This is a genomic window from Sporosarcina saromensis, assembly GCF_033253735.1.
In the GTDB taxonomy this organism is placed as follows: Bacteria; Bacillota; Bacilli; order Bacillales_A; family Planococcaceae; genus Sporosarcina; species Sporosarcina saromensis.
Genome location: NZ_JAUBDI010000023.1, coordinates 1 through 12,289, shown reverse-complemented (window position 1 = coordinate 12,289; position 12,289 = coordinate 1). Strand labels below are relative to the sequence as shown.

At 41.1% G+C, this 12,289-nt stretch carries 9 protein-coding genes, 1 rRNA gene and 2 riboswitches; all 10 genes read left to right on the top strand.

What is annotated here, in order from left to right:
• Positions 1–10 precede the first annotated feature (10 nt).
• Complete coding sequence (locus tag QT711_RS16790; RefSeq protein ID WP_317946174.1) at positions 11–1,357, top strand: aminotransferase family protein; 1,347 nt, start codon at positions 11–13, stop codon at positions 1,355–1,357.
• Positions 1,358–1,565: 208 nt separating this feature from the next.
• Positions 1,566–3,035, top strand: coding sequence for a nicotinate phosphoribosyltransferase (locus QT711_RS16785; protein ID WP_317946172.1), 1,470 nt, complete (start codon positions 1,566–1,568; stop codon positions 3,033–3,035).
• Between the two features lie 12 nt (positions 3,036–3,047).
• The gene (gene nadE, locus QT711_RS16780) at positions 3,048–3,872 is read left to right on the top strand and encodes an ammonia-dependent NAD(+) synthetase (protein WP_317946170.1); all 825 of its coding nucleotides are present in this window, start codon (positions 3,048–3,050) and stop codon (positions 3,870–3,872) included.
• A 264-nt stretch (positions 3,873–4,136) separates the two neighbouring features.
• Entirely contained in the window at positions 4,137–5,087 is a 951-nt protein-coding gene (locus QT711_RS16775) for an AAA family ATPase (protein WP_398296301.1), read from the top strand.
• Positions 5,084–6,292, top strand: a complete 1,209-nt coding sequence (locus tag QT711_RS16770; RefSeq protein WP_317946168.1) for a DUF58 domain-containing protein — start codon at positions 5,084–5,086, stop codon at positions 6,290–6,292. Before QT711_RS16775 ends, QT711_RS16770 begins: the two co-directional genes overlap by 4 nt.
• Positions 6,289–8,316 carry a transglutaminase-like domain-containing protein gene (locus tag QT711_RS16765; protein WP_317946167.1) on the top strand — a complete coding sequence of 676 codons (2,028 nt, stop codon included), beginning with the start codon at positions 6,289–6,291 and terminating at the stop codon, positions 8,314–8,316. The genes QT711_RS16770 and QT711_RS16765 overlap by 4 nt, the downstream gene beginning before the upstream one ends.
• Entirely contained in the window at positions 8,313–8,483 is a 171-nt protein-coding gene (locus QT711_RS16760) for a hypothetical protein (protein ID WP_317946165.1), read from the top strand. Before QT711_RS16765 ends, QT711_RS16760 begins: the two co-directional genes overlap by 4 nt.
• A gap of 32 nt (positions 8,484–8,515) precedes the next feature.
• Positions 8,516–8,617: riboswitch (purine riboswitch) on the top strand.
• 90 nt (positions 8,618–8,707) lie between these two features.
• A complete protein-coding gene (gene guaA / locus QT711_RS16755) occupies positions 8,708–10,273 on the top strand; it encodes a glutamine-hydrolyzing GMP synthase (protein ID WP_317946163.1) in 1,566 nt (521 codons plus the stop codon).
• A riboswitch (purine riboswitch) is annotated at positions 10,271–10,370 on the top strand. (Overlaps the previous gene by 3 nt.)
• A 125-nt stretch (positions 10,371–10,495) precedes the next feature.
• Positions 10,496–11,830 (top strand): NCS2 family permease, encoded by a 1,335-nt coding sequence (locus tag QT711_RS16750; RefSeq protein ID WP_317946250.1) that lies wholly within the window; start codon positions 10,496–10,498, stop codon positions 11,828–11,830.
• 388 nt (positions 11,831–12,218) lie between these two features.
• A 16S ribosomal RNA gene (locus QT711_RS16745) occupies positions 12,219–12,289 on the top strand; the annotation flags it as partial.

Below are 12,289 nucleotides of genomic sequence, written 5' to 3'. Positions count from 1 at the left end.
AGGGATTTTCATGACGTTACAAACAACCGAAACGACAGAGACAGTAAACAAGGCATATGCACAGTTAGCGGAATTGGATAAAAAACATTTCATGCACCCGACGACTTCGTTTAAACAACAACACGAACAAGGACCCAAATTCATTTTTACAGAAGGAAAAGGGATCTACTTAAAAGATATCAGAGGAAATACAGTCATTGACGGTCTATCCTCACTTTGGAATGTCAATATCGGTCATGGTCGTGAAGAGCTTGGCAAGGCTGCGATGGAACAGATGAAAAAACTCGCTTTCAGTTCAACTTTTGCGACGAATAGCCATGAGCGAGTTATTGAGTTGGCAGAAAAAGTTGCAAACATGACGCCTGGCGACTTGAATATGACCTTCTTCACGTCGGGTGGTTCTGAAGCGAACGATACGGCATTTAAAACAGTGCGTTATTATTGGCAATTAAAAGGGCAGACTCAAAAGAAGAAAATCATTACACGAAAAAAATCATATCACGGTGTGTCGATGGGGGCTTCCAGTGCAACAGGCTTACCAGCTTTTAGAACGTTTCCATCTTTAGCGCCTGATTTCCTGTATGTCGAATCTTCAATTGAAGCACTGGAGGCATTAATCCAACAAGAAGGTGCAGAGACAATCGCGGCATTCGTGTCGGAACCAGTGCAAGGGTCAGGAGGCGTCAACCCGCCACCGGAAGGCTATTTCAAAAAGGTGCGGGCACTTTGTGATCAGCACGATATTTTGTTCATTGCAGACGAAGTCATTACAGGTTTCGGAAGAACGGGAGCCACATTTGGAATGGAGCATTATGATGCGGTTCCGGATATCCTTGTTATTGCAAAAGGGATTACGAGTGGATATGCACCGTTAGGCGGGATGGTTATTTCGGAAAAGCTGAAAAATGAATTGATTGACCTGTCAGACGGTGTTTATATGCATGGCTATACGTATAGCGGGCACCCGATGTGTTGTGCTGTTGCACTTGAAAACTTGCGAATTATTGAAGAAGAGAATTTGATTGAAAACGTACGTAAGATGGGGGCAGAGTTCCAAAAAGGGTTCCAATGGCTGGCCGATCGGCATGATGTGATTGGCGATACAAGAGGGATCGGTTTGCTTGGGGCGGTGGAAATTATGAAAGATCCAGAGACAAAGACCCGTTTCGATGAGCCTGTGTCTGTGAAAGTAATTGAAGAGGCACTGAAGCATGGATTACTAGGCAGAAGTATTATTTATGAAGGGCAAGATACGTTAGCCTTTGCACCTCCGTTTTGTATAAATAAAGAAGAGGTTGCGACGATTATATCAATCATCGACCAATCATTAACGACCGTCTTAAAGAGGGATTGTTAACAGGTATGTTGATAAAATGATTTGCACCATAGATGACTTACTAGAAGTTGTCTATGGTTTTTTACGTATTCTTTTAGCATTTAAACAAACTGAACGTAAAATAAAAACACAAGCATGATAACTAGGGATTTTTTTCAATGTTATTTCGCATTGAAGTTCGGGTAAATAGTGTATACTGGAAGCATTAATGTGGAAGAAGGGATTTAGAATGAGCTCGATTTACACAGATGATAGCTTGGCATTACATACAGATCTTTATCAAATTAATATGACTGAATCGTATTGGGCAGATGGCATGCACGAACGGAAAGCGGTGTTTGAAGTGTTTTTCCGAAACTTGCCGTTCGGGAATGGCTATGCAATTTTTGCAGGACTGGAGCGAATTCTTGCCTATTTAAAAGATTTTCACTTCAGTGAAAGTGATTTGGCATACTTGAAGAATGAGCTTGATTTTCAAGATGACTTTCTGGAGTATTTGAAAGGCATCCGATTCACTGGAGACGTCTATTCAATGGTTGAAGGAGAGCTCGTCTTTGCGAATGAACCAATTATTCGTGTCGAAACAACGTTGGCTGAAGCCCAGCTGATTGAAACGGCTCTATTAAATATCGTTAATTATCAAACGTTGATTGCTACGAAAGCTAGTCGCATTAAACAAGTCGTCAAAGATGAAGTTGTAATGGAATTCGGTAGCCGGCGCGCCCATGAAATGGATGCAGCTATTTGGGGAGCTCGTGCAGCGGTCATTGGTGGCATCGAGGCAACTAGCAACGTACGTGCCGGTAAGCTATTTGGTATCCCGGTAGCAGGAACACATGCTCATGCAATGGTCCAAGCGTATAAAAGCGAATATGAAGCATTTCATGCATATGCGAAAAGACATAAAAATTGCGTTTTCCTTGTCGATACATACAATACGTTAAAAATCGGCATTCCAACTGCGATTCAAGTGGCAAAAGAGTTAGGCGATCAAATTAATTTCGTTGGCATCCGATTGGACAGTGGGGATATTGCTTTCCTTTCAAAAGAAGCACGTAAAATGTTGGATGAAGCTGGATTCACAGATGTGAAAATTGTCGTGTCCAACGACTTGGATGAATATACAATCCTAAACTTGAAAGCCCAAGGAGCTAAAGTTGATGTGTGGGGAATTGGGACGAAGCTTATTACGGCATATGACCAGCCAGCACTCGGCGCAGTTTACAAAATCGTTTCGATTGAAAATGAACATGGTGAAATGGAAGATACGATTAAAATATCGTCTAACGTTGAGAAAGTGACAACACCAGGACAGAAAAAGCTGTATCGAATCATCGACAGGGAAAATGGACGTGCAGAGGGAGACTACATTACCATGCACGATGAAGACCCGACAACTGAAAAACGCATTAAAATGTTCCACCCTGTCCATACGTTCGTCTCCAAATTTGTAACGAATTTTGATGCGGTTAATTTGCATGTAAAAGTAGTGGAAAACGGAGAAATCATCTATAAAAATCCAACGTTGAATGAAATGCGGCAATATGCGCATGACAACTTGGACTTGTTGTGGGATGAATATAAACGCTCCCTGAATCCTGAAGAATACCCTGTAGATTTAAGCCAAAAATGCTGGGACAACAAAATGCGTAATATCCATGATATACAAGACAAAGTGGACGAGTTTTCATCAAAATAAGGAGGTACGATGATGACAATCCAAGACCAAATCATTGAAGAATTGAAAAGCAAACCAAGCATCGATCCGCGAGAGGAAATTCGAAAGTCCATTGACTTCATGAAGGAGTATGCCATTAAGAACCCATTTGTGAATGGATTTGTTCTTGGGATTTCCGGTGGACAAGATTCTACGCTTGTTGGAAAGCTAGCCCAAATGGCCGTTGATGAATTGAATGAAGAAAACGGAACGGATCAGTATCAATTTATTGCAGTCCGACTCCCTTATGGCAAGCAATTCGACGAAGAAGATTGCCAAGATGCATTGGCATTCATTCAGCCTTCAAAAATTTACACAGTCGATATTAAAGAGGCTGTCGATGCGAGTGAACGTGCATTAGCTAATGCGGGTATCCACATTTCCGATTATACGAAAGGCAATGAAAAAGCTCGGGAGCGGATGAAGGTTCAATATTCCATTGCTGCGACACATAGTTCCATCGTTCTCGGCTCGGACCACGCAGCAGAAGCGATAACAGGCTTTTATACAAAATTTGGAGACGGTGGAGCGGATTTAATGCCCCTCTATCGGTTAAATAAAAGGCAAGGCAGACAAATGCTACAAGCGCTAGGTGCTCCAGAACACTTGTACAATAAAGTACCGACAGCCGATTTGGAAGAGGAAAAACCTGCTTTACCCGACGAAGTAGCATTAGGCGTCTCATATGAAGCGATTGATGATTATTTGGAAGGGAAAGAAGTTTCCGAACAGGCACGGGAAACAATTGAAAAGCATTTCAAACGATCGGCCCATAAACGCCATATGCCTATTACACTATTCGATGACTTTTGGAAGTGAAGTATTGTTCTAACGCATAACGTCTAAATACTGATTCTTGAACCGCATTTTACTAAGGAGTTGTAACTTAGTAAGATGCGGTTCTTTACTTTTTTCCGGTAATGAATGTAAACAGGCGAGTTTAGGAGTTACCAGAAAAGATGATGATAAAGTATGAAGTTTGTATGTCTAAGGTTGTAGCGTTCAGTTAATTACGGTATTATGAAGTTAGATTTTGTAAATTTTCGGACAGGTTAGAGAGAAGTTGGGATTGGAGGAAATGAAATGATGCATGCTCAAGCAATTAATAAAGTATTGGAGAATATTGACCATGTAATGATTGGTAAGCGGAACATTTCGGAATTAAGTGTAACCGCTTTATTGGCCGGTGGACATGTTCTACTTGAAGACGTTCCAGGGGTCGGGAAAACGATGATGGTGAAAGCACTTGCAAAGTCTGTCGGTGCAAGTTTCAAACGGATTCAATTTACACCTGATTTATTGCCGTCAGATGTTTTAGGTGTTTCAATTTATAACCCGAAAGAAATGGAATTTGAGTTTCGACCTGGACCAATTGTCGGCAATATTGTATTAGCGGATGAAATCAATCGAACGTCACCAAAAACGCAAGCTGCGCTGTTAGAAAGTATGGAAGAAGCTTCGTTGACCGTGGATGGCGTAACAATTCGGATTCCACAACCATTTTTCGTTATGGCTACCCAAAATCCAATTGAATATGAAGGAACTTATCCTTTACCGGAAGCCCAATTAGATCGTTTTCTATTCAAGTTACGCATGGGGTATCCAAAGCGAGTTGAGGAAGTGGACGTGTTGGCAAGGGCTGAAAAGTCAGTACCGATCGATGCACTTGAAACGGTTCTTACGGTAGAGGAATTGCGTGCACTACAAGAAGCAGTAAAAACTGTTGAAGTGGATGCGTCTATTAAATATTACATCGTGGATTGTGTAGCAGAAACCCGCGACAATCCGTATGTCTATTTAGGCGTGAGTCCACGTGGTTCACTTGCGCTCATGAAAGCTTGCCAAGCATATGCGTTGCTAAAAGGAAGAACGTATGTAACGCCAGATGACGTAAAGTATCTAGCTCCATTTGTTTTCGATCATAGGCTAATCTTGAAACCTGAGGCTAAATATGAAGGCATCACAACAAAAGAAATTATCGAAAGGATTCTTGCGAAAGTTAGTGTTCCAATCGATAGGATCCATGCGAAATGAAGAGAAGTGGTAAATACTTATCACTGACAACTCGCCTCGTATTCATCGTCAGCCTCTTCTTTTCAATGTATGTATTTGCGATGTTTCAAGGTGGTACAGTGAGCTGGACGATTTTCTATATGGTAACTCCATTTTTACTCTATTCTATCGCTCTATTTCTGTATCCATTGTCAGTGTTAAAAGTCAAACGCAGCATACGATCCAAAACGATTGAAAAAGGTGGGAAATTGCACGTTACGCTACACATTACACGTTCTTTTCCTTTCCCCTTGCTCTATACGACAATTTCTGAAAAATGGGATGATGCGCGAGTCATTGAAAGTGTTCCCCAAACAAAGCAATTTTTCATTTTTGGTTTTAAGAAAGAGATTGAGTGGTCCTATGAAGTGGACAAACTGCCCAGAGGACAATACACGATTGAAGGCCTAGAGGTGGAAATAGCAGATTTTTTCGGTTGGATCCAAAAAAGAAGTTTTATTGAACTAAAAGACAGTATTTTAGTGTTTCCAAATACAACATCCATGCATTATGTTCCGATAGATGCGCAATATGATCGAGGATCTTTGTTGTCACCTTACTCCTTAGTAAAAGATACAACAATGGCGACAGGTGTGCGCGATTACCAGGCAGGTGACCGTGTTACTTGGATTCATTGGAAATCGTTTGCACGAACACAAAACTTGATGACAAAAGAATTTGAAGATCGTCAATCTGAAGACTTAGTTGTCTTGTTGGATGGAAGGGTATCCGATACATTTGAGGAACAAGTAGAACTGACCGCCTCGCTTATAGAGGAAGCTTCAAGTCAACAGGCATCTATTGCGTTCGTATCTACTGGTGAAGAGATAACTGTGTTCCCTTTCATTCATTCAGCGGAACAGTTAAATGAAGTGTTTGTTCATTTAGCAAAAATAAAACCTGTATCCGTTAACGATATGAAGTTGATTGCTCGGTCTACTTTTTCAGCATTGGCAGGAAGTGTTATCGTTGTGACAGGAAAACCAGACGCAGCATTCATCCAAACCGTCAATCATGTCACGACTTCCATGAAATCTGTCATTTGTTTTGTAGTGGTTGATAAGTTACAAGCAGTCTCCACAGAATTACAGCAGCAAGTTGCGTACGCCAAGTCAAAAGGGATTGCTGTGCATTTGTTAAGTAGGAAGCAATTTTCAGATGCTTTCAAGGAGGTGTCTTCGTTGTGAGTCACCGTAAAATGGATGTTCGTCTCCTTCTCATTTTGTACGTACTTGCCTTTGTTTTACTTTTAGAGTGGCTTTTACCTGTTATCGAACTGACCGACACGAATTATTTAGGCGTTTTTCTACTATTTATTGCACTATCCTTTTTGTTAGGGTTACTCCGTTTGCGTTGGTGGTTTTCCTTACCAATCAAAGGCTTATATTTGTTCATCGCTTTACACTATGTCTTCTTTAAAACTATCGTTTTTTCGAGAGAAACAATGGTCTTGTTAATGAACGACTTGTTGTCGAATTTCCCAATTATGCTAGCTGGAGACTGGGAGAATATCACAAACCCGTTTCGAACGATCCTGTTTTTCATTCTCTTGTGGATGACGATATACTTAATAAGGCATTGGATAGAAGTCAGAAAGAGCATCATGCTGTTTTATGCTATGACCGTCATCTTTATAGCTGTAATTGATACGTTTAGTCCCTATGAAGCTGATGGAGCGATATTTAGGGTTATGGTCATTGGCCTGCTATTAATCGGCCTCCTTACCATTTCAAGAATAGCGGAAAGACATAGTCAGAAAATACATGCTGGCACATTCGCCGCGTTTTCTTTACCCCTCCTGTTTGCGGTCATTGGAAGTGGGATGGTGGCAAGTTTCTTACCTGCTCAAGAGCCTGTTTGGGCAGACCCGGTTCCTTTTATCAAGTCTTTTGTAAACGGTGAAGGTTCCGGTGTTGGAGGGACAACTTCGAAAAGTGGGTACGGTCTAGATGACTCCAAACTGGGCGGTGCTTTTGTCCAAGATGACACAGTAATTTTTAAAGCAACTGTCCCTCGGAAACAATACTGGAAAATTGAAACAAAGAATACGTATACGTCTAAAGGGTGGGAACAAAACGGAGAAATTAGCACGCCTGTTAATATTTTGTCAGGAGCGTTGCTAGCCGATGCGCCTCTCCAGGATGAAGAGACGGAAAAGCTGCAAGCAGAAATTAACATGCTAGAGCCTTTGCCTTTTCTTGTTTATCCGTACGGCGCTACGGAGATGCATACAAATGTATCTGGCGTAAACTTGAAGTACCAACCAGAAACAGGTCAATATTGGGCTTTAAAAGGTACACAGGAAGTTGAGTTGGATGCTTATCGTGTTGAATTAGTGGAAATGCCCCCCTATAGCTTAAAAGCGCTACGGGAGACATCGAACGAAGATTACGATGGTAGTGGAGATGAATTAGCGCAATATCTCCAGTTACCTGAACAATTACCTGATCGGGTTCGGGAATTGGCTTTTAGCATTACTGATCAAGAAGGCAGTGTCTATGAAAAGGCAAAAGCAATTGAGCGCTACTTTTCTAGAAGTGGATTTACGTATGATCAACAAACTGTTGCAATTCCAAAAGCGAACGAAGATTACGTCGATCAGTTTTTATTCGATACAAAAAGAGGGTATTGCGATAACTTCTCGACATCAATGGTTGTCATGCTAAGAGCAATTGACATTCCGGCTAGATGGGCGAAAGGATTTGCACCTGGTGAAGGAAAAACAAATTCACTCGGTAAAACCGAATATACAATTACAAATAATGAAGCCCATTCTTGGGTGGAGGCTTATATGCCGGGATTCGGTTGGATGCCTTTTGAACCGACAATCGGTTTCTCCAATCCAACCAATATTGAATACGATATTGAAACGGATATGAGTGAACCACAAATACCTGAAATGGAAGAAAGAGAACGTCCGGAAATTGAGAAAGACGAGACGCCTGCACTAGGGAAAGATCATAAGGATGGTTCTTCTTTCGTTAGGAAGGCAATGGATTTTATTCAGAAATATGTATGGATAATAATTGGTATCTTCATCCTTATTTTACTAGTCGTTTGGATTGTTCATTCACGACGTAAAAAGTGGCTACCAAAAGTTTATATACACACATTCCGCAACCAACCAACAAATTGGACGATGTTCGCTAAGCAATACCTGCTTCTACTTAAACAGCTGGAACGTGTCGGATTCAAGAGGCGGACAGTATGACGTTATCTGAATTTGCTACAAGTGTGGATAGCTATTTTGGTGGTAAACAGATGCAAAAACTCACAGAAGTCTATGAGCAAGGTGTGTATGGAGGGTATACAATTGACCAAGAATGGGCAACCTTAAAAGAAATATGGGAAGATTTAATCATTAGGGCTTCGGGTTGATTTTTGTACATCAAAAGAGTAAGATATGAAAAATAGAACGACCGATTAGCCCTCATATATGTCTGATAATATGGTTCAGACGTTTCTACAAAGTCACCGGAAATGACTTGTCTATGGAGGTAGGGATAATAGTTTTATTCCTGGCCCATTGTAGGATGTTGAGACGCGTGGAAAGAAGTACTTTCTTACGCGTCTTTACTGATTTATGAGAGATCGGAAACTAAATGGAAGAGGTGGATCAATTGTCAAATGCTCCTTTATTGATCGAACAGGAAAAAATCGTCGTGCTGGATTTCGGAAGCACATATAACCAACTACTCACACGTTCAATTCGTGAGTTAGGCGTCTACAGTGAATTGCATCCGCATACTGTGACGGCTGAAGAAGTGAAAAACATGAACGCTGTCGGCATTGTTCTCTCAGGTGGCGACAAGTCAGCAGACGATGCGGAATTTGGCATTGACGCTGGAATTTTTGACTTAGGGATCCCTGTACTTGGCATTTCGTACGGTGCTCAGTTAATCGCCAAACAATTTGGAGGTACATTAGGCGCGCGTAATGAAGAAGCTGATGTACAAGAGATTACTGTGGAATCATCTTCTACATTATTTGCGGCACTTGATGCAAATCAGTCAGTCCTCTTAAGCAAAGGAAATGCAGTAGCTGAATTGCCAACTGGTTTTTCCGCAATTGCTACAGGCTCAAATGATGGAGCTGTCGCTTTTGCAAATGAAGAAAAACGAGTTTATGGCGTCCAGTTCCACCCGGAAGTTGAGCAAACGACAAATGGTAAAGAGATGCTCAGCAAATTTGTTTTCGATATCTGTAAAGCTGAAGCTAGCTGGACGATGAAAAGCTTCATCGACATTGAAGTAGAAAAAATCCGTTCACAAGTCGGTGACAGAAAAGTCCTTTGTGCACTTAGTGGTGGAGTTGACTCATCCGTCGTTGCGACTTTGATTCACCGTGCGATTGGTGATCAGTTAACATGTATTTTCGTTGACCACGGTTTACTTCGTAAGTATGAAGTAGAAAGTGTCGTTGAAACGTTTAGCAATAAATTTAATATGAACTTCATTAAAGTAGACGCGCGTAAACGTTTCTTGGACAAGCTAAAAGGCGTTACCGATCCGGAAGTGAAACGTAAAACAATCGGTAATGAATTCATCTATGTATTTGATGAAGAAGCGGCGAAACTTGAAGGCATCGACTTCCTTGCACAAGGAACAATCTACGCAGACATCATCGAAAGTGGAACTGCAACAAACGAAGTGATTAAATCACATCACAACGTTGGCGGTCTTCCTGAAGATATGGATTTCGAATTGATCGAGCCTTTAAAAGCACTCTTCAAAGATGAAGTTCGTGCAGTTGGAGCGGAGCTTGGTTTGCCAAGTGACATCGTCAACCGCCAACCATTCCCTGGTCCTGGCCTAGGCGTTCGTGTTCTTGGTGAAATTACGGAAGCGAAACTTGATATCGTTCGTGAAGCAGACTGGATTTTACGCGATGAAATCGCAAAAGTGGGCCTTGATCGTGAAATTTGGCAGTACTTTGCAATTTTACCTGATATCCGCAGTGTAGGTGTGCGCAATGAAAAACGTTCATATGATTACGCAGTAGGGATCCGTGCTGTTCATTCAGTAGACGGAATGACAGCGGACTGGGCAAGAATCCCTTGGGATATTCTTGAGAAAATTAGTACGCGTATCACTGCAGAAGTTGAACACGTCAACAGAGTAGTATATGATATTACTGCAAAACCACCAGGCACAATCGAGTGGGAATAATTAACTGAATAACGATATCGTATAATCTTGAGAATATGGCTCGAGAGTCTCTACCGAACACCTTAAATGTTCGACTACGATAATTAATTTAAAGGGGATCCTTTAATTGATTGTCAATGGGGAAGTATACGAGTATGACGTCGTATACTTCCTCTTTTTATTTTATAAATGATGTTGAAAGAGCTAGAGAATTACATACTAATTACGTTAAGGGCGGTTATTATGAAGAAATACTTTGAGTTCGACAAATTAGGAACGAACTATCGTCGCGAAATTATTGGTGGTCTCACGACTTTCCTTGCAATGGCCTATATACTTGCCGTCAATCCTCTTATGTTGTCACTTGACGCTGTACCGGATTTACCGGATGCAATGCGAATGGACAAAGGAGCCGTATTCGTTGCAACAGCGCTTGCTGCAGCAGTCGGTTCAATATTCATGGGACTTATCGCGAGATACCCAATCGGTCTTGCGCCAGGTATGGGATTAAATGCATTCTTCGCATTTTCTGTTGTTCTTGGTTATGGAATACCGTGGCAAACAGCACTGACTGGCGTATTGTTTTCAGGACTTATATTTATTGTTCTTTCTTTAACAGGATTACGCGAAATGATTATCAACGCCATACCGGCACAATTGAAATATGCAGTTGGGGCAGGAATTGGCTTATTCATTACATTTCTAGGTTTGCAAAATGCGAAAATTATTGTTGCCGATCCGAACACGCTTGTAACACTAGGAAACTTAGCAGCAGGACCTACACTCCTTGCGATTTTCGGTTTAGTTGTAACGGTCATTATGATGGTTCGTCAAATTAAAGGCGCAATCTTCTATGGCATGATTATGACAACAGTTCTTGGAATGGTTGTTCAATTAATTGAAGTTCCATCACAAGTTGTTTCTAAAGTACCAAGTGTTGAGTCTACTTTTGGTGTAGCATTTGATGCAATCTTTCAAGACCCTGCCTCATTGTTCACAACGCAGTTTTTAGTCATCGTCATTACATTCTTGTTTGTAGACTTTTTTGATACAGCTGGAACACTTGTGGCAGTAGCTAACCAAGCGGGGCTAATGAAAGACGATAAACTGCCTCGCGCCGGTAAAGCATTGCTAGCAGATTCATTAGCAACTGTTACGGGTTCAATTTTTGGAACGTCAACAACAACGTCCTATATTGAATCAACTGCAGGTGTGGCTGCTGGAGCAAGAACCGGTTTTGCTTCTATTGTAGTTGGTATTTTGTTTTTACTATCACTGTTCTTCTCACCATTGTTGTTCGTCATCACACCTGAAGTAACAGCGCCAGCTTTAATTATTGTTGGTGTGTTGATGGTGTCGACATTAGGCAATATCGAATGGACGAAATTTGAAATTGCTGTACCGGCATTTTTTACAATTATCGCAATGCCATTGACGTATAGTATTGCGACCGGAATAGCAATTGGTTTCGTATTTTACCCGATAACAATGTTGTTAAGCGGAAGAAGAAAAGAAATTCATCCAATTATGTACGGGTTGTTTGTGATCTTCATTCTTTACTTCATCTTTATAAAATAAAATAGACGTACGCCGTTCTGGGAGAGTGAGGATAGACTCATTTCTTTCGGAACGGTTTTTTGTATTCAAATAAGGTTGCTACAATAGTAGATGTTTGTAATAAACGTTAGGCTAAACTGTGCTGATGGGTACGATTTTCAGCTGATGATAAAAAAAGATGTTAAAAGTGTTGACAGGTTAAATGTCATTTGGTATAGTAATAAAGCAGTCGGGAGCACAACAAAAACCGACAGCGAAAGACAAACAATGAACCTTGAAAACTGAACAGCAAAACGTCAACAAATAAAGTTCTGAAGCCGACTTGTCGGTGAACGAACAACTCGAATCTTCGGATTCAAATTGACATCTTAAATGATGCCAGCAAGAAATGAGCTATTCATTTTCTTCTTTTATGGAGAGTTTGATCCTGGCTCAGGACGAACGCTGGCGGCGTGCCTAATACATGCAAGTCGAGCGGAT

Coding starts and splice junctions, on each gene's coding strand:
- QT711_RS16790 (WP_317946174.1), top strand. CDS start 11: ATGACGTTACAAACAACCGAAACGACAGAGACAGTAAACAAGGCATAT.
- QT711_RS16785 (WP_317946172.1), top strand. CDS start 1,566: ATGAGCTCGATTTACACAGATGATAGCTTGGCATTACATACAGATCTT.
- nadE (WP_317946170.1), top strand. CDS start 3,048: ATGACAATCCAAGACCAAATCATTGAAGAATTGAAAAGCAAACCAAGC.
- QT711_RS16775 (WP_398296301.1), top strand. CDS start 4,137: ATGATGCATGCTCAAGCAATTAATAAAGTATTGGAGAATATTGACCAT.
- QT711_RS16770 (WP_317946168.1), top strand. CDS start 5,084: ATGAAGAGAAGTGGTAAATACTTATCACTGACAACTCGCCTCGTATTC.
- QT711_RS16760 (WP_317946165.1), top strand. CDS start 8,313: ATGACGTTATCTGAATTTGCTACAAGTGTGGATAGCTATTTTGGTGGT.
- guaA (WP_317946163.1), top strand. CDS start 8,708: ATGGAAGAGGTGGATCAATTGTCAAATGCTCCTTTATTGATCGAACAG.
- QT711_RS16750 (WP_317946250.1), top strand. CDS start 10,496: ATGAAGAAATACTTTGAGTTCGACAAATTAGGAACGAACTATCGTCGC.